This is a genomic window from Paenibacillus sp. Z6-24 (assembly GCF_054161335.1).
This window is the reverse complement of record NZ_CP096398.1, coordinates 1,405,029-1,429,747: the sequence shown is the minus strand read 5'-3', so window position 1 is coordinate 1,429,747 and position 24,719 is coordinate 1,405,029. Positions and strand designations below refer to the sequence as shown.

At 48.5% G+C, this 24,719-nt stretch carries 23 protein-coding genes; 11 read left to right on the top strand and 12 right to left on the bottom strand.

Going from position 1 to position 24,719, the window contains the following annotated elements; translation table 11 throughout:
* The first annotated feature begins 265 nt into the window (after nt 1-265).
* A complete protein-coding gene (locus M1D61_RS06280; protein WP_458121595.1) occupies nt 266-646 on the top strand; it encodes a PilZ domain-containing protein in 381 nt (126 codons plus the stop codon).
* A 651-nt stretch (nt 647-1,297) separates the two neighbouring features.
* Here the strand turns inward: M1D61_RS06280 and M1D61_RS06275 are convergent.
* The gene (locus M1D61_RS06275) at nt 1,298-2,224 is read right to left on the bottom strand and encodes an AraC family transcriptional regulator N-terminal domain-containing protein (protein WP_458121594.1); all 927 of its coding nucleotides are present in this window, start codon (nt 2,222-2,224) and stop codon (nt 1,298-1,300) included.
* 241 nt (nt 2,225-2,465) lie between these two features.
* Between M1D61_RS06275 and M1D61_RS06270 the strand changes: the two genes are divergently transcribed.
* Together M1D61_RS06270 and M1D61_RS06265 are read left to right on the top strand one after the other, a co-directional pair.
* Complete coding sequence (locus tag M1D61_RS06270; RefSeq protein WP_458121593.1) at nt 2,466-2,726, top strand: Atu4866 domain-containing protein; 261 nt, start codon at nt 2,466-2,468, stop codon at nt 2,724-2,726.
* 25 nt (nt 2,727-2,751) lie between these two features.
* Entirely contained in the window at nt 2,752-3,489 is a 738-nt protein-coding gene (locus M1D61_RS06265; protein ID WP_458121592.1) for an SDR family oxidoreductase, read from the top strand.
* A 165-nt stretch (nt 3,490-3,654) separates the two neighbouring features.
* Here M1D61_RS06265 and M1D61_RS06260 read toward each other — a convergent pair whose 3' ends face one another.
* Both M1D61_RS06260 and M1D61_RS06255 read right to left on the bottom strand, forming a co-directional pair.
* A complete protein-coding gene (locus M1D61_RS06260) occupies nt 3,655-3,966 on the bottom strand; it encodes a hypothetical protein (protein WP_458121591.1) in 312 nt (103 codons plus the stop codon).
* A gap of 285 nt (nt 3,967-4,251) precedes the next feature.
* Nucleotides 4,252-5,220, bottom strand: a complete 969-nt coding sequence (locus M1D61_RS06255) for a LacI family DNA-binding transcriptional regulator (protein WP_458121590.1) — start codon at nt 5,218-5,220, stop codon at nt 4,252-4,254.
* Nucleotides 5,221-5,425: 205 nt separating this feature from the next.
* Here M1D61_RS06255 and M1D61_RS06250 point away from each other — a divergent pair, with 205 nt between their 5' ends.
* Nucleotides 5,426-6,859, top strand: coding sequence for a glycoside hydrolase family 1 protein (locus M1D61_RS06250; RefSeq protein ID WP_458121589.1), 1,434 nt, complete (start codon nt 5,426-5,428; stop codon nt 6,857-6,859).
* Nucleotides 6,860-7,021: 162 nt separating this feature from the next.
* Here the strand turns inward: M1D61_RS06250 and M1D61_RS06245 are convergent, their stop codons facing one another.
* Nucleotides 7,022-7,633, bottom strand: coding sequence for a cell wall hydrolase (locus tag M1D61_RS06245; RefSeq protein ID WP_458122428.1), 612 nt, complete (start codon nt 7,631-7,633; stop codon nt 7,022-7,024).
* A gap of 811 nt (nt 7,634-8,444) precedes the next feature.
* On the opposite strand from M1D61_RS06245, the gene M1D61_RS06240 reads away from it, so the two are divergent.
* Entirely contained in the window at nt 8,445-9,338 is an 894-nt protein-coding gene (locus tag M1D61_RS06240) for a helix-turn-helix domain-containing protein (RefSeq protein WP_458121588.1), read from the top strand.
* A gap of 312 nt (nt 9,339-9,650) precedes the next feature.
* Here the strand turns inward: M1D61_RS06240 and M1D61_RS06235 are convergent, their stop codons facing one another.
* Together M1D61_RS06235 and M1D61_RS06230 are read right to left on the bottom strand one after the other, a co-directional pair.
* Nucleotides 9,651-10,172, bottom strand: a complete 522-nt coding sequence (locus tag M1D61_RS06235; RefSeq protein ID WP_458121587.1) for a hypothetical protein — start codon at nt 10,170-10,172, stop codon at nt 9,651-9,653.
* A 242-nt stretch (nt 10,173-10,414) separates the two neighbouring features.
* Nucleotides 10,415-11,113: an alpha/beta hydrolase gene (locus M1D61_RS06230; RefSeq protein WP_458121586.1), complete on the bottom strand. Its 699-nt coding sequence runs from the start codon at nt 11,111-11,113 to the stop codon at nt 10,415-10,417.
* Nucleotides 11,114-11,280: 167 nt separating this feature from the next.
* On the opposite strand from M1D61_RS06230, the gene M1D61_RS06225 reads away from it, so the two are divergent.
* The 5 genes from M1D61_RS06225 (at nt 11,281) to M1D61_RS06205 (ending at nt 16,684) form a co-directional block, all read left to right on the top strand.
* Complete coding sequence (locus tag M1D61_RS06225; RefSeq protein WP_458121585.1) at nt 11,281-12,051, top strand: exodeoxyribonuclease III; 771 nt, start codon at nt 11,281-11,283, stop codon at nt 12,049-12,051.
* 116 nt (nt 12,052-12,167) lie between these two features.
* Nucleotides 12,168-12,620 (top strand): ABC transporter substrate-binding protein, encoded by a 453-nt coding sequence (locus tag M1D61_RS06220; protein WP_458121584.1) that lies wholly within the window; start codon nt 12,168-12,170, stop codon nt 12,618-12,620.
* Nucleotides 12,621-12,993: 373 nt separating this feature from the next.
* Nucleotides 12,994-14,340 (top strand): amino acid permease, encoded by a 1,347-nt coding sequence (locus tag M1D61_RS06215; RefSeq protein ID WP_458121583.1) that lies wholly within the window; start codon nt 12,994-12,996, stop codon nt 14,338-14,340.
* 284 nt (nt 14,341-14,624) lie between these two features.
* Nucleotides 14,625-15,848 carry a VanZ family protein gene (locus tag M1D61_RS06210; protein WP_458121582.1) on the top strand — a complete coding sequence of 408 codons (1,224 nt, stop codon included), beginning with the start codon at nt 14,625-14,627 and terminating at the stop codon, nt 15,846-15,848.
* A gap of 83 nt (nt 15,849-15,931) precedes the next feature.
* Nucleotides 15,932-16,684 carry a YdcF family protein gene (locus M1D61_RS06205; RefSeq protein ID WP_458121581.1) on the top strand — a complete coding sequence of 251 codons (753 nt, stop codon included), beginning with the start codon at nt 15,932-15,934 and terminating at the stop codon, nt 16,682-16,684.
* Between the two features lie 183 nt (nt 16,685-16,867).
* On the opposite strand, the gene M1D61_RS06200 is transcribed toward M1D61_RS06205, so the two are convergent.
* Both M1D61_RS06200 and M1D61_RS06195 read right to left on the bottom strand, forming a co-directional pair.
* On the bottom strand, nt 16,868-17,515 hold the full coding sequence (locus M1D61_RS06200; protein ID WP_458121580.1) for a nitroreductase family protein: 648 nt from the start codon (nt 17,513-17,515) through the stop codon (nt 16,868-16,870).
* Nucleotides 17,516-17,563: 48 nt separating this feature from the next.
* Nucleotides 17,564-17,986 carry a MarR family winged helix-turn-helix transcriptional regulator gene (locus tag M1D61_RS06195; protein WP_458121579.1) on the bottom strand — a complete coding sequence of 141 codons (423 nt, stop codon included), beginning with the start codon at nt 17,984-17,986 and terminating at the stop codon, nt 17,564-17,566.
* A gap of 305 nt (nt 17,987-18,291) precedes the next feature.
* Here M1D61_RS06195 and M1D61_RS06190 point away from each other — a divergent pair, with 305 nt between their 5' ends.
* Nucleotides 18,292-19,236, top strand: a complete 945-nt coding sequence (locus tag M1D61_RS06190; RefSeq protein ID WP_458121578.1) for an FUSC family protein — start codon at nt 18,292-18,294, stop codon at nt 19,234-19,236.
* Between the two features lie 101 nt (nt 19,237-19,337).
* On the opposite strand, the gene M1D61_RS06185 is transcribed toward M1D61_RS06190, so the two are convergent.
* The 4 genes from M1D61_RS06185 to M1D61_RS06170 form a co-directional block, all read right to left on the bottom strand.
* Complete coding sequence (locus M1D61_RS06185; protein WP_458121577.1) at nt 19,338-19,955, bottom strand: hypothetical protein; 618 nt, start codon at nt 19,953-19,955, stop codon at nt 19,338-19,340.
* Between the two features lie 69 nt (nt 19,956-20,024).
* Entirely contained in the window at nt 20,025-21,290 is a 1,266-nt protein-coding gene (locus M1D61_RS06180) for a hypothetical protein (protein WP_458121576.1), read from the bottom strand.
* A 279-nt stretch (nt 21,291-21,569) separates the two neighbouring features.
* On the bottom strand, nt 21,570-22,979 hold the full coding sequence (gene aspA, locus M1D61_RS06175; protein WP_046213496.1) for an aspartate ammonia-lyase: 1,410 nt from the start codon (nt 22,977-22,979) through the stop codon (nt 21,570-21,572).
* A 122-nt stretch (nt 22,980-23,101) separates the two neighbouring features.
* Nucleotides 23,102-24,448, bottom strand: a complete 1,347-nt coding sequence (locus M1D61_RS06170; RefSeq protein ID WP_458121575.1) for an SMI1/KNR4 family protein — start codon at nt 24,446-24,448, stop codon at nt 23,102-23,104.
* Nucleotides 24,449-24,719 lie beyond the last annotated feature (271 nt).

Genomic DNA, 24,719 nt, shown 5'->3' with positions numbered 1-24,719 from the left:
TTTTATGATTTTTAGATAATTTCAGATATAAATATTACAAATCGCTTAACTTATTGACGAATCGTGTCGATATAGATAGTAGTTCTAAATACCCTATTCACACATCAAAACCATTACTTTTAGACTGGAAAACAAACATTTACCTATTATCTGCTATGGATTGATATTCTAAATACAATTTCCACACCTGTTCAGTACCGCTGCATTACAAAAGGGGACTTTCGGCAATCGTCCGGACTTCCACCCATCCAGAGGAGGAATTATTATGATGACGCAAAATCGCAGAAAAACACCATTTCGTTATGTATTGAAAGAGCCTGTCCCCTTCGAACTGCACATCCTGCAGATCAATGGTCAATCCGTAAATTCCAAGCCAATCCAGGCGCTGCTGCTGGACTTGAGCAGTTCCGGCTGCCGCCTCTCGTTGCCCGTGGATGTACAGGCTGATCATCAAGAGATTCGTGTCAGCATCCATATGCTGCTGCATGAAGAACCCCTGTATCTGGAAGGCAGCCTGAAATGGAACCGCACCGAATCCGAACGCTACCATTACGGAGTACAGATCGAATTCCCGCCGAATGGACGCGATCAACTGCTTCGTGAACTGCGCATTCTCACCAGCAAAAACAAAATCATCATCACCTGATCCATTCAGCTATTTTACTGTGCTGTGCTCCTTTGGTTCCCTTCAATTTAGACAGGTGTCCGGTGATGACATAATGCATGACCGTCAGGTTTACTTGAAAATACACTATTGTAAGCATATAATAAATCAGCAATTTTCTGCCTAATTATACGATAGTGGAGGAATCAGACGATGGTCGAGACGAAGAGCAAAACAGTTCTAATTACAGGCGGTGGCAGCGGCTGGAGACAATTTGTAGCATTGAAAGTGGCGGAATCAGGCGTTAGGCAACCAATTCCTGCTGCGTGACCGTGCCCCGTATATCAACGGAGCAGCGATACCGACTGACTGTGGATTTACCGAACAATAGCGAATACTGCTTGCTGATACATACAGGACAGCCAGATCCACTACCAAATCTTCAGAACCCACTACTTAAGAAACTGTACCATCCTATATAGATAGCACGACCTATACAAGCCCGTTCGCCCTGTAAAGTAAAGCATGCTTTTCCATGAACATTCTCCCATTTTCCGGGTAAATGAATGAGCATGGCAGACGTATCTTTCAGGACGACAGGGCTTTTGCTTTGGCATATGGCTTCGTATCGTATCCGCTGCTTTTATGATGATCCGGTCTGCATGATCAGCAACACATCACTTTTTTCCTCTTCTATCCGCTCTGCTCATCCGGCAGCCTACGCAGCCGCTTAATATCACTCATCGGTGGCAGGCCGAATAGCCGGGCGTACTCCCGGCTGAACTGGGAGGGACTCTCGTAACCAACCCGGTACCCGACCTCTGCTGCGTCGGCCGATTCGGACAGCAGCATACGACGTGCTTCCTGAAGCCGCACCTGTTTTTGATACTGCAGCGGACTCATTCCGGTCACTTCCTTAAAATAACGATGCAGCGAAGAACTGCTCATATTGACTGCCGATGCCAATTCTTCGATGCGCAGCGGCTGTTCATACTGTTCCTTGATCCGTTTGACAACTCCGGCAATACGGGCAGTGCTGCTGCCGGTGACAGCCAGCTGCCGCAGTATATCTCCCTGTTCACCCTGCAAAAGTCGATACAGAATCTCACGGATCATCAGTGGTGCCAGCGCATCAATATGATCCGGCGTCTCCAGCAGCCGTACCAGCCGCAGCATCGCATCCGTCAGTCCCAGATCCGTTCGGCTTACACATAGCGCACGTCTCGCCGGAGCTGCTGCAGGCTGAAGCTTCGACTGCTGGACCAGATCCAGAATTTGCGCCGGATCGATATTTAGCCGTGCCGCCAGATAGGGACTGTCCGGCAGTGCTTCAATCACCTGCCCCGAGATCGGCAGATCCACAGACACCAGAAAATAATCTGAAGGTCCGTATTCATAACTCTCCTGTCCAAGCATAACCTGCTTGCGCCCCTGAGCAACCAGGCAAATCGCCGGTTCATAGATCATATGCAGCGGTGCAGTCACCTCGGCATTACAAATCAGACTAAGCGCCGGAATCCGGGTCGCCTGAATTCCCTCCCGTACGGCAAATTTTCCAATCTCATCAGCAAGCTCCTGCAGACGGTCACGGATGCGCTGGTCTGTATCCAATATGGTCATAACGATCCCTCCAGCTTCTCGCAGTAGAATTGATTCCTACTTTAACCAATTTGCGAGGATCAGGCAAGAACGTGGGATGATCTTTCTACCTCTCTGCCATTGGACAGGTCCATAATAAAGACATCAGCAAGCGGCAGTCGGAATCGCCTTTATCATTCCTCAGGCAGGGCTGACGATAGCGAAAATAAAAACATATCCACGCCGCTTCAACGATATACTACCGCGAGAGGAGCAGCTGCAAATGAATAAACAATTGGTATCTCCCCATCCTTATGCAGGCATGTGGGTCACCGCAGACGGTCACATCCGTCACGAACTATTGCCGAACGGACGCTATGATGAAGCAAGAGGATCTGTTCAAAGTGCCTATGTGGGCAGCTATACCATTACTGGTCATCATATCGACTATGTGGATGATACGGGATTTACAGCAGATGGGGAATTTCGGGAAGATGTTCTTTACCATGCAGGCATGATTCTTTACCGGGAACGTCCGGAATAAAAATATACATTCAGGAGGAATATTAATGTCTACCATTCATGGAAAAGTCGTCGTTATTACGGGTGCAAGCAGCGGTATTGGAGAAGCCACTGCCCGGCTGCTCGCTGCAAAAGGAGCCCATGTTGTTATGGGAGCACGGCGCACCGAACGGATGCAGAGCATTGCTGCCGATATTCAGGCTGCCGGCGGATCTGCTGCCTATCACCAGCTGGATGTAACCCGGCTGGAAGATATGCAGGCATTTATCGAATTTGCCGTTCATACCTTCGGTCATGTGGATGTGCTGCTGAATAATGCAGGTGTTATGCCGCTGTCGTTTCTTGAAGAGAACAAGATCGATGAATGGAACCGCATGATTGATGTTAATATCCGCGGTGTACTGCACGGCATCGCTGCCGGACTGCCGCTCATGAAGCAGCAGGAAAAGGGACATTTTATCAATATCGCTTCGATTGGGGCCTATAGCGTAACCCCTACGGCGGCTGTCTACTGTGCAACCAAATATGCGGTCAAAGCTATCACAGACGGACTGCGCATGGAGACCGATGGGCGTATTCGGGTGACACTGATATCTCCAGGCGTTACGGAATCCGAACTGGCCGACAGCATTTCCGATGAGCACGCCCGCCAGGCGATGCAGGAATACCGCAGCGTCGCGATCCCTGCTTCCGCTATTGCCAAAGCCATTCTATATGCGATTGAGCAGCCGGATGAAGTTGATGTGAGCGAGATGGTTATCCGGCCGGCTGCCAGCGCTCACTAACCCATGAGGGCAGCTCCTCAGCCAGTAAAGTTCATCAGTTAATGCAGTTCATCAACCTCTTATCGCGATACCCGGAATTGAGACAACATCATAAAAAGCCCCTGATTCAGAATCGGGGGCTTTTCATCTTATGTCCATCTGATCCCACCTACGGACTGATTCGGTTCAATACCGGTAGGCTCCGGCATGAGAACGCTTTGGACCATGTTCCTTAAAGGCACGAATAAAACGGGCCGGGTCCTGCCGAATGGTATAGGAGAATACACCTTTGCTCGTGTGCAAATAAAACAATCCTTCTCCTGCACCCAGTCTGCGGTAAGACATATCGAATATATCACACAGCGGAAATTCCCTGCGATGGGTAACCAGACGATCCTCATACAGCACCATTTCCCGTTCGTCAGTCAGGTATTTCTGTTCACGACCAGTAATCTCACGCTCTATTTTGTAATAAGGCTGTACGGCGATCTGCTTCACTGCAACCCCTGCCTTCCCCTTCGAGTATTCAGCGCAAGTGGAGCATAACGGAATGACTACGCTGACGAATATTGTTTTTTGGCGTTACGCCTTAATTTATATCGTCTTATTACCCATTATTCGGCCAAAATGTCGGTACAGATGAGGTTTTAGCAAATAAAAACGGTGATATCCCCTATTTTTTACATAAAAGTCGATGTAAAGATATTTCTTTTACACAGTCATTACAAAACACTCTGTTTTGGAATCTTTTCTTTTTGAAATAAATGCATTTCTTCCATACATTCAGGTCGTCTGACGTGCGATTAGCTTGTACTGCAGCTGTGCCGGCTCCATCTGCTGCTTGCCCAGTACTGCCCACAGCCGGTAAAAGGCATGAGTCGCCTGCTCGGCGATCGGATTGTAGATGGTAGTAATGCCAAGCGTATCAGCCAGCTCCGTATCATCAAAGCCGACAATCGCCAGCTGTCCGGGAATATCAAGGCCCAGCTTGTTCGCTGCAGACTGGATGCCGATTGCAACGTAATCGTTGGCACACAGGACTGCCTGGGGCATCTCGGGACCGGCAGTGAGCTGCTGCAGCACCTTTGTTCCGTCTGTGGGTGTAAATACGGAATAATGGTACCAGTCCGTCCGCACAGGCAGTCCGCGGCTCTGCATAAATTGTTCATAGGCCTCGCGCCGGCTCTGTGTATTCAGGCTTTCGATCCGGCCGAATAAATTGGCAATCCGGGTATAACCTCTGGTCACCAGATGCTCCAGCGCCAGGCGGTAACCTTCTCCCTGATCCATTGCTATGGATGGAATCTCGCCGCTATCCATCCGCTGCCAGGAGACAATCGGTCCGTACTCACAATATGCCTTCAGCACACGCGGTTCATTGACACAGGTAACAATGACCAAGCCGTCCATCCGTTTGCTGCGCAGATCTTCAAAGGCACGCAGTTCATTTTCTTTGTCCCCGCGTGTCGTATATATAATGGTCTGAAATCCGTAATCCATGGCGATGTCCACAAACTGATTGAGAAAAGAAAGTACCACTTCACTCGTACTAGCCATTACAATGCCAATCTGATTCGTCTGTCCTGTCGACAGAGAAACTGCATTCCGGTTGGGCATATAGTTGAGCTGCTTCATAATGGCGGTAATTTTCTCTCTCGCCTCCGGACTGACATGACGCGAGTGATTGATGACCCGGGATACGGTCGCTCTGGAATAGCCGGATAATTTCATGATTTCATCGAATTTGGACATCGGACTTCCCCTTTTACTTCTGAATAAATAAAATGCATCGCCTACCCGTTAAGCCCGCATGCAAGGAATACGGCTGATACCGAACAATGATAATATTTCCCATTAAAATTGCAGGTTGACATGTAACCCGTTACAACGATTACGCTTGAAGGGCAGTGCTGCTATCAGTGTAGCACAAAAATCAGAAATGAATGGAGTGCTGATCATGAGTAACTCTCAAAATACCCCTCTGAACTTCCCGCCGGGATTCCTGTGGGGCGGCGCGATTGCTGCCAACCAGGCCGAAGGTGCTTTTGACCAATACGGCAAAGGCTGGTCTACCCAGGATGTGGCCCCCAAAGGCGTAACCGGTCCGATCACCGAAGTTCCGACCGAAGACAATATGAAGCTGGTCGGCATCGACTTTTACCATCGTTATAAGGAAGATGTGAAGCTGTTTGCCGAAATGGGCTTCAAAGTATTCCGTACCTCGATCGCCTGGTCCCGGATTTTCCCAAAAGGCGATGAACTGGAACCGAATGAACAGGGTCTGCAATTTTACGATGACCTGTTCGACGAATGTCTCAAATACGGCATCCAGCCGCTCGTCACCCTGTCCCATTACGAGACACCACTGCATCTGTCCAAGGAATATGATGGCTGGGTCAACCGCAAGCTGGTCGGCTTCTATGAGCGTTATGCCGAGACCGTGTTCCGCCGCTACAAGGATAAAGTCAAATACTGGCTGACCTTTAATGAGATCAATTCGATTCTGGAAGCGCCATTTATGAGCGGCGGCATCTATACGCCCAAGGACCAGCTGAGCAAGCAGGATCTGTATCAGGCCATCCACCATGAGCTGGTCGCCAGCGCTTCGGCAGTGAAGCTCTGCCACGAGATCATCCCGGATGCCCAGATCGGCTGCATGATTCTGAGCATGCCCACCTACCCACTGACGCCGAACCCGGACGATGTGATTGCTGTTATGAAATCCGAACACAAAAACTATTTCTTCGGAGATGTTCATGCACGCGGCAAATATCCGGGCTATATGAAACGCTATTTCCGCGAGAATGGTATCCAGATCAAAATGGAAGACGGCGACGAGGAGATGCTGCTGAACACCGTTGACTTTATCTCTTTCAGCTACTATGTCAGCATCTGTGAGACTGCCGATAAGAGCAAAAAACAGTCCGGTCAGGGCAACCTGTTCAGCGGCGTACCTAACCCTCATCTGGAAGCGAGCGAATGGGGCTGGCAGATTGACCCGCAGGGTCTGCGTTATGTGCTGAACATGTTCTATGATCGCTACCAGAAACCGCTGTTTATTGTAGAGAATGGCCTCGGTGCTGTGGATGAACTGATTACGGGACCGAATGGTGAGAAAACGGTCGAAGACGATTATCGTATCCAGTATCTAAATGATCACCTGGTACAGGTAGCCGAAGCCGTGGAAGATGGCGTAGAGATTATGGGCTTCACTTCCTGGGGATGTATTGACGTAGTCAGCGCCTCTTCCGCTCAGCTGAAAAAACGGTACGGCTATATTTATGTAGATCGTCATGACGATGGATCCGGTACACTGGAACGCTATCGCAAAAAATCATTCCACTGGTACAAGGAAGTCATCCGCACCAATGGTAAAAGTCTGAAGCGCTAAGCTGATATAACAAAAAAGCAGGGTACCGTGATGTATCATCATCACGGTACCCTGCTTTTTTATGTGTTCTCTGTAATTGGCTGCATCTATCCAAGAGAATCTGCCTGAAAAGGTTCATTTCCAATTGTCAGATCGGCAGGATCAACTGTTACAGCCAGCTGATTAGTTGGTAAAAATATGCTGTCCAACCGTAATGACTGCCGGTCGTCTCATACTCCACTGTGAAGTCGCAATCCGTGGATTGTAATAATACAGCGAGCCGTTGGTCGGGTCAACACCTCGTAGTGCCTGGCGTGCTGCATTATAAGCGCTCTGATTCGGCTTGAGGTTATACTGGCCGTCTGCCACTGCCGTGAATTGTCCCGGCTGCATAACCACGCCCCAGATCGTATTCGGAAATTCATCGGATTGTACACGATTCAGTACGACAGCACCTACCGCTACCTGTCCACGGAAAGATTCACCGCGAGCTTCACCATAGATAATATGTGCCAGAATATCCACGGCATCCTTATCTGCCGCACTGTAGCTGGCACCCCGATTATTGCTGGAATTGCTGAAGCTTACGCTGGCCGTGACAATACCGCTCCGCTTACCACCCAGCTTGGACAGCGTTGCCGGACCGGCTACACCATCTGCACTCAGTCCATGTGCACGCTGAAATTGCTTCACTGCCGAAGTCGTGATGCTTCCATAATATCCTGTAGTATTCGCGTGAAAGAATCCGTGCTGAGCGAGCTGCCGCTGCAGCTGAACGACGTCTCCACTTCTCATACCCTGTGTCAGGACAGCAGCGTCTGCAGGTGACGCCATTAGTGTAATGCCTACAGCACAGGCACAGGATGCTATAAAAGCGGGTAGTTTTTTCATAATTCGTTATTACCTCCATTTTTTAAATAGTTTAGACCGATACAGCTCGCTGACCGAATGCCATACTGCTGAAATCCGGGTTACCCGGTACTCTGATCTGGAACTATAGTAGTAAGTATCGGTATTTAACCTGGCGGGAATAAATGGTTCCTCTAAATAGCGTTTGTCCGTTCTATATAGTCCTGCCCTAATCAAGACAATCGATAACGCATTACAAAATTGTAACCAGGTAAACACAGCGACAATAAACATATTGGTAGCAGTATAGCATACCTTCTGCATGACATCACCATGCCATGGACCCATAATATATGATGAAATCAAGCATTTTAAACATATTTCCACATTTTCATATTTTAAACTGGGTCGTATGTTTTAAGTTTATGTGACTTTTGGTAACCAACTTCACTACCAATATATTTCAAATTTGTAATCAGATCAAACCGGATATGTATGGTATGCAAATGATGTCATAATCTAAATTATCGAGTTGAAACCTATTTTTGGATTAATTTTATATTGCTCCAACTATACCGTAATGATTGAAAATCATAATAAATTTTATTGCTCTCGCTTTTGTCGCAGTTGGACAGAAATGAAGCGAACATACTCGGTTTATACTGGATTTATATAAAGTCATTTTGCAAAACCGCAAAAATGATCAAATCCCGATCTTTCCCGTCTGATAATCTAGTTACAGAAAGGAGGAATTGCATTGACGGAGAAAACAGTCATTCAGCATAGCATTGACTATATGGAGAGTCACCTGCAGGACGAACTGACACTTGAACAGATTGCAGCGCATGCAGGGTTCTCTCCCTATCATTTTCATCGGATTTTTCGCAGAGCTACAGGTATGAACATTGCTGATTATTTAAGACAACGACGGCTGAGCCAAGCTTCGGTGCTGCTCCTTCACTCAACGACTCCTATTCTGGATATTGCACTGCACTGCCATTTTGAGAGCCAGGAAGCTTTTACCCGGGCTTTCAAAAAAGTATATGGGCTGCCACCGGGACGCTATCGTCAGGTATTTACTGCTTCCCTTTCATCCTATTTTGACAAAGGAGAATCAACTATGGATACATCTTCCCCCATCAAAGGCTGGTTTTTGAGCGGAACCCATGCCCCTAATTATGAAATCGGTCTGGATCACCATACGGTGCATACCGGCAACACTGCCGGCTATCTCAAATCGGTGAATGTTAATGAGCCGTTTGCCTTTGCCACACTCATGCAGGAGTTCAAAGCGGAACGTTATCTCGGTAAACGAATACGTTTTTCAGGCTTTGTCAAAACCAGTCATGTGCATATCGCCTGCGGCTTATGGATGAGAGTGGATGGCGCCGATCAGCAGATTCTGCAATTTGACAATATGAGCGGCAGGCATATATCCGGAGATACGGACTGGAACCATTATTCCATCGTTCTCGATATTCCCCAGGCAAGCGATGTTATCCTGATCGGTGTACTTCTTACCGGCACAGGCCAGGTCTGGGTGGACGGATTCCGTTTTGAAGAAGTGGATCACAGTGTGGCGGTTACCCATCTTGAGCTGGAGAAGAAACTGCCGGACGAGCCGTCAAACCTGGCTTTTGAAGAATTATAAACGCGATTCTGCTCCATGGATTATCGTGGTGATCTGCTGTTCCCAGCTGTAGATTCTCTTTTGGGAAGCATGGATAGCTCCAAGTTTGTTATAGACGACCGCCAGGTGAGCTGCTGCGCTGATCGCATCACCTCTTTTAACCGCTGCTCTGTAGCTTTTGCGAGCGGCAGAGCGGCTCTTTTTGTAGGCAGCGATAGTTTTGTTCTCAGCAGTAATCTGCTTTTTAACCGTCTGGACAGGTGCGATAGCATCCTTGACGATTTTTTTGCGTGCAGCCGTGTCTTTTCTGGCCTGGGTTAGAGCGGCTTTCTTTTACTTGATTTCTGTGCGGGCAGATATGACTTCGGGTTTCATTTTGTTACGTTTAAGGCTGATCAATTCGGCTGTTTTGGCATTTTTCTGCTTGCGGGCAGCGGCTGCCTGCTTACCAAGCTCTGCGTATTCAGCAAATAGAGAAGAATACTTTTTCTCTGTCTGCTCGGCTGCTGCCTTGAGCGAAGATAATCTGGACTGATCCATTTCTCTGATCTTGGCATTGACTGATTGAAGACGGCTGTTATTCTGCTTGCGCAGTGTCTGGGTATGCTGGTTCTCCATCTGAATGATCGATTCCAGCGAAGTCACGCTATCGTATATGCTCTCAATCCCGCTGACTGCCGCTGCCCAGTTATCTGCAGACGCATGAGCTGCAGGCAGCATCTGAGCAAGCAGGGTAAAGATCAATCCAAGTGATAACAATCGGCAGACCAGACTTGTCGGTATTCGATACAGCCTGCTGGACTGGCGCTGCTTCTCTGTATGTACTGGCTTTTTACTCTGGTGGATAAGGTTCATTATATATTCCTCCTAGTATATGTCAGGCGGGTAGACAACAAAAAAAAGCACCTCCAGAAACGGCATAATGCCTGTTCCTGCGAGGTGCTTCACCCGCACAACATATTGATTTTGTATCTAATATAGCTGATGATATGCGATCTGTCAATCATTTATACGAACATACGCTTCCACTTCATGCGCCTGTTATGTATAAGTAATTATGCTTTATGGCTTTATGGCTTTATGGCTTCCTGTCCTTCCTAATCCTGGTCTTCCTTGCTTTGACCCGGTTCATGCTGACGAATCCACTGGTACACCTGTGTGAACAGCTCGGATGGATCACTGTAATAACAGACCAGATGCCCGCTATCCGGGAGGATCAGCAGCTTTTTGCAGGTGTCTTCCAGCGGCAGCTGATGATACAGATAGGTTCCGCTGTGCGGCTTCACCAGATGATCGCTGCCGGCCTGAACGATGAGCGCAGGTGCCGCCAGCTTCGTATAGATCGCATGGGATTCACGTACTATTTTATAAAATTCGCGTGTCGCCTGCGGCGGTACATGCCATAGATTGTACCAGTAACTGCGGATCATCTGCGGCTGAATCAGCGTCCGCATAATCTGCCGCGGATTCAGCGGGAACACAGGTGCAGACAGCATTGTTAACGTACGGATACTTTCAGGATAACGCATACTGAGATGCGCAGCGATCAGCGCACCTGTCGAGAAGCCGATCAGATGCACACACTCATGCTGCTGAAGCAGCAGCTGCAGTTCCTTTTCTGCACCATCGATCCAGTCCTGGCGGCTCGCATTCAGCATGTCCTGTCTTGTACCGCCGTGTCCGGCCAATGTAAATGTCCTCGTTATGCAATTTCTCGCTGCCAGATAGGCACGCAGCGGTTCGATTTCATGCGTCCCTCCGGTAAAGCCATGGATCAGCAGGCATATGCTCTTCATCTGGTCCTCCTTTTCCCAACCATGATACACTGGTATTATGTATGCTATTCAGGCAACCTTGCATCTACTCAGTCTGTTTTTGGACAGGCCGATCAGATGCTGTATGGGCTGATTGGATTTAATTTGGCATCATTTATCATTACAACCCTTAAGGAGATTATACACCAATGAAGCTTGTATCATGGAACGTCAACGGCTTGAGAGCCGCTGTCAAAAAAGGATTTAATGACTATTTCGACCGTGTGGATGCCGATATTTTCTGTATTCAGGAGACCAAGCTGCAGGCGGGCCAGATCGAACTTGATCATGGTGAAGAATATGAGCAGTACTGGAATTATGCCCAGAAAAAAGGCTATTCCGGCACCGCCGTGTTCACCCGGATCAAGCCGCTGTCTGTCCATTACGGTCTGGAAGAGAATTATGAAGAGGAGGGCCGGATGATTACGCTGGAATACGAAGGATTTTATCTGGTCAATGTATATACGCCCAATGCGCGCCGCGACCTGCTGAGACTTCCTTACCGGCTGGAATGGGAAGACCGCTTCCGGCGCTATGTGCTGGAGCTGGATCAGCACAAACCGGTTATTATTTGCGGGGATCTGAATGTAGCCCATCAGGAGATTGATCTCAAAAATGCCCGTTCCAATATCGGCAATTCGGGATTCACTCATGAAGAGCGAGGGAAAATGACGCAGCTGCTGGAATCCGGCTTTATCGACACCTTCCGTCATTTCTATCCGGATCGCGAAGACGTGTATAGCTGGTGGTCCTATATGGCCAAAGTACGCGAGCGCAATATCGGCTGGCGCATCGATTACTTCCTCGCCTCTTCCCGGCTGGCTCCGATGCTGACTGATGCGCAGATTGACTGTCAGATCATGGGAAGTGACCATTGTCCTGTTATTCTGGAAATGAACGATCCGGCGCAGCAGACTTAACGAAGGTAGACTGCTGCCAACTTCCATTTACTATTTACCATTTGATAATTATTCTCATTTACCTCCAGAGTGATGTATACTGTACCTATGTTTGATTTAGATAATAAGGGACCAACATGAGCACAATATCAGAATCTGGAGGGAAATTACATATGCTCGGCGTCACTCCTGTCGCTCAGTGGTCGATAGGCAGGGGCGATGTGCAGAACTATCTACAGGACAAGCTTAAAGGGGTCCCTGCTATCTCATCGGAACTGCCTTATGAAGCTGTTATTAATTTCACCCCTGACCTGCTGCTGATCGATAGCGCGGAAATGGTCGCAGGCGAGAAATACAATCAATACGCCCAGATCGCCCCTACCTATGTCGTCGGCAACGCTCAGAATAACGACTGGCGTGAAGAGCTGCAAAGTATCGGCAGCGCACTCGGCAAAAGCGACCAGGCGAAGCAGACACTGGCCAATTACCTGTTTGTCATTAGCAAGGACGGTGAGTCTCCGAGCAAAGTATCAGTCCGGCCGTCTGGAACAGCATTCCTGCAGTCAAAGCAGGCCATGCCTATACGATGAGCATGGATGCCAGCTGGCTGTATACCGGCCCGATCGCCAACTCGATGATTATCGATGATATTCTGAAAAATGTAGTACCCGGCTAACCAGCCGGATGTTCACGCTCAAGCTGTCCTACCTGCATTTTCCGGTGAAATACAGTAGACCCTCTGCTGTACGCTTCATCCGGCGCTGTATGCGTAGCGGCAGCTTTTTGCATATTTCCGGCCATTCTCCCTGCTTTGCCTGACCAATGCAGCTACCAAATGATAGATGCCTATAAAAAGATATTTAGTTGGCATTGAATTTCATACCGGAAATACCGATTATAAGTTAGTATAGATAAATACACTGGAGTGGTTTAAAGCAGTATCACACTGAGGAGGACTTACGCTTGAAAGCAAATGAAGAAGCAACATTACAGAAAAAGCTCCGTCCACGACATATTACATTTATGGCAATGGGCGGTGTCATCGGGACAGGGATCTTTAAAGGCAGTTCCGAGACCATCAACCTCGCAGGACCCGGCGTCGTCATTTCTTATGTTTTTGCAGGTTTGCTCCTGCTGGTCGTTATGGGAGCAATCGCAGAGATGGCTACCGTCTATCCAAACAAAAATATGAAGGACTTCATATCTCTGGCCTATGGCCAGCGGCTGGCTTTTATCGTCGGTTGGCTGTATTGCTTTATGTGGCTTGCCGTATGCGTGATTGAAGTTATTGTTGCCGGTAGTTTTTTGCAGTTCTGGTTCCCGGATATACCGCTGTGGACACTCAGTCTGGCCAGTGCCGCCTTTATTTTGCTCGTCAATACGATGAGCGTCGGACGGCTCGGTGAGCTGGAATTCTGGCTCGCCGGCATCAAGATTGCCATGATTATCATCTTTATTGTACTTGGTGGCTGTCTACTGTTTGGTATCATCCCTGGCAGCGGTTCTGCTCCTTATCTGAGCAACTTTACGGCTCATGGCGGATTCCTGCCGAACGGCTGGATGGCGATTCTGTCGGCACTGCTCGTTGTTACCTTTTCTTACGGGGGTTCCGAACTGATCGGATTAACACTCACCGAGACTCCTGACGCGGATAAAGTCCTGCCGAAAATCGTAAAAAGCTTTATTTTGCGGGTCGTACTGTTCTATACTCTGCCGATCCTGATTATCTGCGGCCTGATTCCATGGAACCAGCTGAGTGATCAGACCAGCCCGTTTGTACAGGTACTGACCGATGCCGGTTTACAGGGCGCTGCTCATATTATGAATTTCATTCTTATTACTGCTGTATTATCCGCAGCCAATTCCGGTATTTATGGAGCGACCCGGATGCTCCATTCCATGGCAATCAACAATGAAGCCCCGGCTATGCTGGCCAAAACATCAAGCCGAGGTGTCCCTATAAACAGTCTCATACTGTGCGCTGTTGTGCTACTGCTCGGTTCATGGCTCGCTTATGTTGCTCAGGATCAGGTATTCGGCATTCTGATCGCAGTACCTGGCTTTGTCGTGCTGCTCGTCTGGATCAGCATCTGTCTGTCCCAGCTCAAGCTGCGCAAAAGCTATCCGGTACAGCCTTCTTTCCGTATCTGGGGGTATCCGTATATCTCCGGACTGACAGCAATCTGTCTGGCCGTGATTGCCGTACTGTTCCTGTTTGACACGAGCAACCGGATCAGTATTGGCGCCTGCGTCATTTTCCTGATTATCCTGTTCATCAGCTCACTGTTCAAGTTCCGCCGTACGACCTGATCCACAATTACAGATACGCTATATTAGAAATGCCACTCTACAGAATCAAAACAGCCTGTCTTCCATTTGTATAGGATAGACAGGCTGTTTTTGTATATGGATAACCAGTCAGGGGAAAACAACAGTAACTGTAACCATTTGGACTCTTTGACAGTCTATCCTTTAGGCGAAAATCTTTAACAATTTTCACAGATGAAATATTCCTCCTTAAATAGTGGGATTCCAAATGTTTATTATGTATTTCTACTGCTTATATAACTGACATTCTGGAGGCATGGTATACAATGTACGACGCATATCTGTTACCCGTACTATATGCTTTTCTGGCTTTTCCGCTGGCTGCAGCGGTATTCACCTTTCCTTTTCTCGTCTATCAGTACCGACAGTACGGCTATATTAATATCGTCCGGGCGATCACGCTTTATGCGCTGCTGCTGTATCTGATGAACGCCTACTTCCTTGTTATTTTACCATTTCCGGCGTCCCGGCATAATCTGCCGCTTGCCAACGGGGATTTGCAGCTGATACCGTTTCAATTCGTAAGCGATTTTCTAAAGGAAACTGCGGTATCGCTGCATGATCCATCGACGTATACGCATATTTTTAAGGAACGCGCCTTTTTGCAGGTTGTGTTCAATGTGCTGCTGACCGTTCCATTCGGTATGTTTCTACGTTATTACTTTCACCGGGGCTGGCTGTCGGCGCTTATTCTATCCTTTTTGCTGTCGCTCTCGTTTGAGTGGATTCAGCTGACCGGTATTCTCGGTATTTACGATAATGCCTACCGGATCTTTGATGTGGATGATCTGATCTGCAATACATTTGGCGGCATGATCGGCTTCCTGATGGCTGCCTGGATCTCCGAACGGCTGCCGGATGCGCAGCAGATGGACCGGCAGCTCGACCGAACACGGCGGAGAGTGACCTATACCCGGCGAGGGCTTGCTTTTATAATGGATATGATGGTCTGGGTGGTACTGTTCTCCCTGTTAACAGCAATGCATGTACCTCTGGCGTTCTGGGTATCCAGCGGGCTGTATTTTATGCTGCTGCCTTATATGGCCAATGGCGTCACCCTGGGCAAATGGATTGTACGCATTCATCTGGTGCTTACCGATCAGCCCAAGCACAGGATCACTTTCTCTGCCCTGCTGATTCGCTATGGATTGTTATACTGGGGATTTTTCGGACTGAATCTTTTGCTGAATGCGCCTTTTGCCAACGGGTCACCTTCAAGCGTGGAAGCTGTTATCTATCTGCTGATACTGTTTGTGATGAATGCCGGATTTTTTATTCATTTGGTCACCCGATTTTTCCGTAAAGGCTCCCTTTTGTTCTATGAAAAATTCAGTCATACGTCCCACCGGATCACCTGGCCGGATCCGCTTGAAGATGAAGTGGAACCCTCATCTCCTTCCGAATCCGGGCTTCCTGAAAACTATTCAGTTCCGTCAGCAATAACCGGGATACCGGACCCTCCGCCCGATGATATACCGCCGCGGTCATGATACAATACAGCCAGTTATGTATGCACTGAACGATACATCATGCAGTGCTCAAGTCCATTCTTTCTCAAAGGCGGTCGATTTTCTTGTTATATGTGATTAAATTTTTGTACAGCTTTGTTCTTCCACCGGGGTTGTTTATACTGCTGCTGCTGGCGATGTCCATCTGGCTGTGGCGGCGTCAGCTCAAGCCAGCGCTTGTACTGCTCGGGCTGACCATACTGCTGTACATATCGACGACCGGCTTTGTCGGAGATGCCCTGATTGGCAGCCTGGAGCAGCGCTATAGTCCTCCAGCTTCCGTACAGGGAGATGTGATTGTCGTGCTGGGCGGAGGCGCTACCCAGGGAACACCGGATGTGGATGGTCAGGGCAATCTGTCCGGAGCGGCAGGCAACCGGCTGATTACGGCTGTACGATTGTACCGGCAGACCGGGCTGCCGATTATCTTCTCCGGCGGTCAGGTCTTCACCGATAGCGGCAACGAAGCGGATATTGCGCGCAGGCAGCTGATTGGCATGGGGGTTCCGGAAGCAGACGTATTAGCTGAAAACCGCTCCCTGAATACCGAACAAAATGCAGCCAACACGGCAGCCCTGCTTGAGCAAAATGGATGGAAACAGCCGATTCTGATCACTTCCGCTTTTCATATGCCTCGCTCGGTGGTCGAATTCCAGCGGGCCGGTCTTACCGTAGAGCCTTATCCAACCGATTACTGGGTCAGCCAGCCGGAAGCTCTCTATCCAGGCAAATTCACACCTTCCGGCAGTGCGATGAGTTCCACCAGCACGGCGCTCAAGGAATATCTCGGTCTCCTCGTTGCTACGATCAAATCTTAAAGTCAGCAATGTCCCATTCACTTTACCCATTTATCCAAGACAATGCTCATACGAAAAAAGAGACGTGCCTGTGAGGCCGTCTCTCTTTCTCATCTATGGGGCTTTTGTCTGTTTGGCCCGTTTATCCACTCGATCTTATCCACTTTGTTCAGAACTGCACAGCCCGCTCAGTACAGTCGGTTCTTATTTCCACTCTGCTACGCTGTTGATTGGCAGACGCATCGAAGGGTAACCTTCGTTAGCCGCTTTACCAATCGTCAGCAGCATAACCGGTACATAACGTTTGGTGTCCATGCCGAACAATTCAGCCATTTGTTCTTTCTCATAACCGCCGATTGGGTTGGTATCATAACCGTGCGCACGGGCTACCAGCATCAACTGCATAGCTACCAGACTGCTGTCAATCAAAGCAATATCTTTGCGTGCCTGCTCGGACAGATTCTCGTAATAAGCCAGAGTAAATGGAAATTGTCTTTCTTTGACTTCAGCAGGCATATAACCCAGTTCCACTGCTGTATTGAAAATTTCTTCTGCGTTCAGGTCATGCTGGAGATCGCCAAAGATCGCGATAACTGCTGAAGAAGTCTCTACCTGGTGGCTATTGAATTTCGCCAGCGGCAGCAGCTCCGCTTTGGCTTCTTCGCTCTCGATCACGAGGAAACGCCACGGCTGCAGGTTGATCGAAGATGGAGCGCGAGTCGCTTCATTCAGGATCTCGGTCATTTCTTCACGGCTGATTTTAACGGATGGATCATAGCTCTTGATGGAGCGGCGCTCCAGAGCGATTTTACGGAAATCATTGGTTTGGGTTACAGCATTGGTAGTTGTCATACGGTAAACTCTCCTTTTATATGGGTGTAAATGAATGCATTCTCCAGCTTAGATCTGGCTGATATTCTGGTTGATCCGCTTCAGCATGCCGGATAGTTGTTCCTGTTCATCCGTGCTGAAGCCATCCAGCATCCGTGCCAGGAAATCTTCGCGTTCCTGCCGGAAGGCTACAATCTTCTCTCGTCCATGTTCGGTGAGTTGAACAAGTGTAAATCGATTATCCTTCGGACTGACGCGGCGAATGACAATATTCTCTGCTTCCAGCTGCTTCACATGGCGGGTAATAGCGGCATGATCAATACCGACCAACTTTTGCAGAGAAGACTGACTGATTTCTTCGGACTGGTACAGCTGACAGAGCAGCTGCAGACGGGAAGCGCTAATTCCTGCACACCGCTCAAACGTACTGGTCAGCTGGCGGTGAAGTCCCTGAATCTGATTGAATATTTCCTGGGATGATAGTTCTGGCATCAGGCTTCTCTCCTCTCTGACTGTACTGCGGTTATTCACGGAATACAGCTCAACACATTTATTTGACCTATCAATCATTGACCGGTCAAATAATAACATAGATCAATCTATTTTGCAATTGTATGCCAGGAAATTAAATTGATAAAAATCTTTATCGCCGATTTATTCCTCTTTTAATCACAGTCAAAACAGATTGTTGTGAACTGTCATGATTCATCATAGTTCATAGACTTTAAAATAATAATAAGTTATAGTGCATAGTCCAATGTTAACTTGTATGATTCAGGAAGGAACGTATTGAACTTATGAAATTTGCTATTGGAATGCGTAATCTCAAAACGGCGCTGGCCGTACTGATCTGTCTGATCATCTCACAGCTGCTGCATCTGGAATATCCATTTTTTGCAGTCATTGCGACCATTATCGCCATGGAGAACTCGGTAACCAACTCGTTTACTGTCGGTAAAAATCGGGTGATGGGAACTATCGTAGGCGCACTTTGTGGATTTTTGTTTGCTCTTATTGATCCTTACAGCGCCGTCTTCTCTGCTATAGGTATTGTAGTCGTCATTTATATATGCAATCTACTGAACTGGAACAAGTCGATCTCGATTGCCAGCATTGTCTTTCTCGCAGTCATGCTCAATCTTCGTCCAGGCGAGAGTCCTTTGTTCTACGGTATGAATCGGGTAACCGATACGTTAATCGGGATTGGTGTAGCTGTTCTGGTCAATTATCTCGTCTATCCACCCAACCATGAGCGCGGCCTCGAACAGAAACGAATGATTCTGAGGCGCAATATGACGCGTCTCGCCCATGAACTGCTCCGCGAAGGCGGCGGCGTACATATCAGCTCGCTGCGTGATGATATGGTAGCGATGGAAGAAGCCTACAAGACCTACACCTCCGAGTTCCGCCTGAAATTAAGCAAACAGCTGTTCATCGATCATATTGAGCAGGAGATCGATATTTACCATAACACGTATTCTCATATGCGAATGCTGCGCCTGCTGACCGATGAGCCGGAGACTGATCTGGCCCCGGGAGTGATGCAGCGCCTTCGTTCTTCGGTGGCCGCTCCGATTACGGTACATCCGGAATACCTGCCGCTAATCTACCAGTACCATGTGCAGTGCATTTTGCAGGAAATGCAAATACTCGGTCTGATGCTCCCCACCCACATCGCTACTCCGAAAAAGCTGCAGCCGGCTAGGGCTGAACTGGTGAGCAACAGTGAAACCAATGAATAGATAGCAGCTCATCACAGCTACCCACCAATCTGATAACCACAAGAAAAATAACCTTAACTCCTACAGCAGCAAGGAGTTAAGGTTATTTGGGTTATTCAAAATTATTTCTCTTTGGGCGATAATTCCAGCCCGATAATCCGGTTCTTGTTCTGTTCATCCGGGCTGGCCCCCAGTGTATAACTGCCGACATTATAGAAAATGAGATAATCCCCGGTACTCTCCATCAGCCCTTCATCCACAGATGGACCGAATCGCTGGTTCAGAAATGATCTTGTGAGCTGATGCTCCTGAACGTTCAGTACTATTTTCACTACAGGATCGTCGTCTTTTATTTCATCAGCCGTACTTCTGGGAAAGAAAAAGGCAGCATCCTGGTAACCGTAATATATCCCTTCATAATTATCAATACGATCAGGCTGACCCAGCGCTGTACGCAATTGTGCAGCTGTCGTGCCTATACCGATCTCTGCATCATCCAGTTTTCCCTGTGCCAGATGTTCCCTGGTCAGCCATGGCAGCGAGATTGCTGGAGTATCCGCTGAGACGGAATTCTTGTCCTGGACGGCTTTATCCTGTTTGACCGGGGTATTGCCGGTCTCATTTTGCTGAACGTTTGATGCGGTATTCGTCGGTGCAACCTGCTGATTGTATCGATATAGCAGTGCACTGCCGACGCCAATGACAAGCACTGCTGCCATCATCCATACTGATTTTTTCAAGCTGTTCAGTCTCCTTTACCTGATGCAGGCCAACAGTCTATCCCGTGACTTGCAAGAAAGCACAATCTTTTATTTCGGCAAATCAACTGCTTTGATACGCAGAATTTTACCGGCAGATTCGGATAGCGGTTCGGTATCCGTGCCCAGTCCAAAATAAAAGTCTCCCTTATATTCTTCCAGCGATTTGGCATAGGTGTCCTGTTTGAATGTCAGCACTTCTTCCCACTTGTTCAGATTGCGTGTTTGGTAGACGCGGTTGATGTAGCTGCCGTCTGCCTGCTTGGTATACGTAAGCACATACAGCATCTTGCCGCGCACAATCATATCGGTCGGACGGGCGCTCCGGTCCGGCAGCTGAATTGCTCGCGCGTTATCGATACTTTTGGCGGCGATCAGCGACTCTGGCATAATCTGGGAGTCATTGTATAGTTCTCCGGCAATATAGACGAGTTGATTGTTCAGAACAACGGTTTTGCTGATTTTCTTGTACGGGCTGGAACCCGGTTTGGCTACAAAAGTCATCCCCGGCAGCAGACTTTTCCCGGTTACTTTCTGCTGATGAATATTCAGATTCTTATCGATAGCGAGCAGATGAGTCTCATCGTCCCAGATTTTGTTATCAGGCATAATAATCGCGGAAGCGTACAGCATCCCTTTGAACTGGAAAAACTTGTACGTGCGGCTGCCCAACCCATCGATCTTGGCGAATTCTTTCCAGGTCTTGCCGTTATCTCCGGACATCAGTACAACCGGTACATCTTCTGTGCCGATCGCTGCGAACAGCTTGCCCTGATAATAGGCCATATCATATACATGAATACCACCCGGCAGATTCTGATACTCGTTCCAGTGATCACCGCTGAGTTCGTAATAATTGCCATACTTCCAGCCGGGTATTACAGAGTCATTGCCCGGTATGTAGAGCTTGTTTTGGAATATTTTGAACGTATCGATCTGTTCATCATCCGTTACACTGCGGGTCTCCTGCTTGCCGGTTTTGGCATTGGTCGCGATGACCTTTTGCGTGACGAACTTGCCGGTCTGTGGATCATAATAAATAATCGGCACCGGGCCAGCGTTAGGTGAAGGGCCAGCGTTACTGCTGTTGCCGTGGCCCAGATAGATTTTGCCATTAAATACCTGCATGTCCCATACATTCCGGGCATAAGGTTCATTGGTAAAAGGCTGTCCGAGCATTTCCAGCTTGGATGTTACATCCGCATTAACCACTTTCTTCGTCTGTGCACTATATCCGTTGACCGGAAAGGCTGCACTGCCAGTCACCATAATACATCCTGCCAGCAGAGCCGGGGTTAGGATTTGTCTGATCTTCATATTATTTCATCCTTTCTGTTATACAGATTCAGAATTATAATGCAGCTTGCGTGATCCCTCCTGCAGGTGAGTCATCAGTATCCATCACCTTCTATTAATATATCACATACGGAAACTGGAATCGAAAGCAGGGAATTACATATCATTGATACAGCTGCTATGACCATTTGAATGATCCATGCTGGAAAGCTGCTGTATCACACTGTTCTCTTCTTCCAATCAAAAAAGCGGACTGATCCGAATGAAATATTCATTCGTCAGTCCGCTTTCCGGTTTCTGTTAATCCTTGTGCAACAGTTCCTCACCAGCAATTCCCGGCTCGGTCATCTGATAAGGATCCAGAATAATATTCAGTTCTTCCTCAGTCAGCACATTGTAGAGCAGACACAGTTCACGTACCGACTTACCGGTCTGAATCGCTTCCCGGGCGATCCTTGAAACCACCTCATAACCGAGATGCGGATTGAGTGCCGTAATCGTACCGACACTGCGCTCCACATACTGGCGGCAGTTGTCCACGTTCGCCTGGATGCCGTCCACACAGTGCAGACGGAATACGGTGAAGCCCTGCTTCATAATCTCCAGTGATTGCAGCAAATTGTACACCAGTACCGGCTCCATCACATTCAATTCCAGCTGTCCCGCTTCGGAAGCGAGACAGATCGTATTATCGTTACCGATTACCTGGAACGCGATCTGGTTGATGACTTCACACATGACTGGATTAACCTTGCCCGGCATGATCGAAGACCCCGGCTGACGGGCAGGCAGACTCAGTTCGTTCATACCGGCGTACGGCCCGGAAGCCATCATGCGAATATCGTTGGCGACTTTGGACATATTCATCATGCAGATCTTCAGCGCTGCGGATACTTCGGTATACGCATCCGTATTCTGGGTCGCATCGACCAGATGATCGGATGCAGTCACTTCGAATCCGCTGATTTCGGCCAGAATCTCGGCTACACGAACAATATAGCGGCGGTCTGCGTTAAGACCTGTGCCTACAGCGGTCGCTCCCATATTAATATGCAGCAGATTCTCGCGGGTCGCTTCTACGCGGCGGATATCACGGCTCAGCACACGTGCATACGCCTGGAACTCCTGACCGAGACGAATCGGCACGGCATCCTGCAGATGCGTACGGCCCATTTTGATAACCGTATCGAATTCATCGGCTTTGGTCTGAAAAGACTGCTGCAGATCGCGCATGGCCACCAGCAGTTTCTCGATCATTGACAGGGTAGCCAGATGAATGGCTGTCGGGAAAGCATCATTGGTCGACTGTGCCATATTGACATGATTATTCGGACTAATGTCCACATAAGCGCCTTTTTCCTTGCCCATAATTTCAAGAGCGCGGTTGGCAATCACTTCATTGGTATTCATATTAATGGATGTTCCTGCACCGCCCTGGATCGGATCAACAATGAACTGATCCAGCCACTGCCCCGCCAGAATCTCATCCGCTGCCTGTACGATAGCTTCCCCTTTGGGACCGTACAGACGCGACAGCTCCATGTTAGCGAGTGCAGCTCCTTTTTTGACCATGGCCATGGCCCGGATCAGTTCCGGGTGCAGGCGTTGACCCGTAATCGGGAAATTCTCTACTGCACGTAATGTCTGAATGCCGTAATACGCTTCGTCCGGAACTTCTTTGGTGCCCAGAAAATCCTTTTCTACTCTCACGATTCATTCCTCCGGCTAGCTAGACTGTTGGTTTACTAGACTTTTGGTTTACTGTTTATGTCTCACAACAGTCCTATTATACGTTTACTATTGGGAAGGTTCCAGTAGTATCCCTAATTAATTTACCGTGTATTACTCTCGTTCCACTGCAGGTCATTTAGAGCCAGCAGCGCACCGCCGATCATGTTTTTTTCCTTTTTGATTACGGCGCGTTCCAGTTCCTCATTCAGCAGCATCCGTGTCTGCTGCACCTGTTCCCGGTCTGTGAAAATGTCAGCCGGATTCGCAAACCTGGCCAGTACGGTAATCACGACCTGACGCTGGACACCATTGCCGTTCAGCCAACGGATCACATCTTCAGCGGATGGATTGGAAATGGCAAACAGCTGATCCCAGCCATCATACGGATAGCTTACCCGTTTGCGTTCACTCATCCATTCAATCACACGGCGGCTTCGAAATGGCTTTAACCAACAGTTGGCCATATAGCCATTCAGCCGCTTTTCCTGCTCGGCCCGTTCCAGCTCGGTCCATACCCGGTTCAATCCTTCCTCTTCCGGCAAACAGGAGGCTGTCAGATTGGCGAGTACGGCAGAGTTGATTCGCTCCTGCTCCGGCAGTGCCCACAGGCTTCTGACCCAATCTGCCGCATATTGTCCGTTCATTGCGCCAGCATATTCCATAAGGCTGTTGCGTATATTTTTGTCCTTTTCCTGATCGATCCGCTGCATCCAGGCCTGGAATACCGCTTGTGGATCATGCGCCGCAAAAGCGTCCCGCAGTTCCTGCTGCGCTGTTCCACGGACTTCTGCATACCGGATGAGCAGCCGCAGATCATCCTTGGCTTCTTCCAGTGTTAGATGCAGAAAATCATTTATCCAATTCGCCCAGCGTCTGGCATTGACGCTGTTGACGTTAATACCAAGATGATCAAGGAACGGTTCATACTGCCAGGATTCTGCCCCGATCCCATACAGGGCGGTCACTCTGTCCAGGAAATCCGTCAGCGAACCGGCGAGCAGCTTGAACTCGTTAGCCTCGTGATACCAGTGAACGACCGCCGGGTGATCGGTATGACTTTCCAGATCAAGCAGCAGCATGTCCCCATTACCGGCGTGGTGAAAGCCAAGAAATCGTTTCTGCTCGGTCATCGTCTCATCCCAGAAATCCGGAAATTCCAGCGCCTGCAAAGACCAGCCAAGATCACCGGCAGCCCCGAAAGGAACCTGCACATCATCCATAATGGACCAGACCACATATCCTTCCGCTCCACCATGAACAAGCAGCTCTTTTAACTCTCTCGGCAGCGGGATGCCCAGCCGGCTCTCCGCTTTGGCGATCTGTTCGGGCGCTGCAGGCGGCCCGATCATCATCGTTGCTTCGGCTCCTTTTGCCTGAAGCGCCTCGACCAGGTGCCTCCATTGCTCCTGCCATCCTTTTAACTGTTCATAGAATGTCACTTTGCTCATCCTCTCCTTACCGTAACCATCTCTATTTTTCTATATTCGTCTATGAACGTCAGTCTGCTGACCATCCCGATGTCGGAAGTCTACCCGGCTGACGGCTAACTCAAATAAAAATTACAATTATATCTACTTATATTTCTACTTAACTGACTTTCCAGTCATTTCAGCTGTGTGCTGTTTCCTATTATAATACGATACCGCAGTAAAGTGATTACGATTTCGTACCATCCCTGCTCTTCATTGTTACATTCGAATACTCTATATTCACATACCA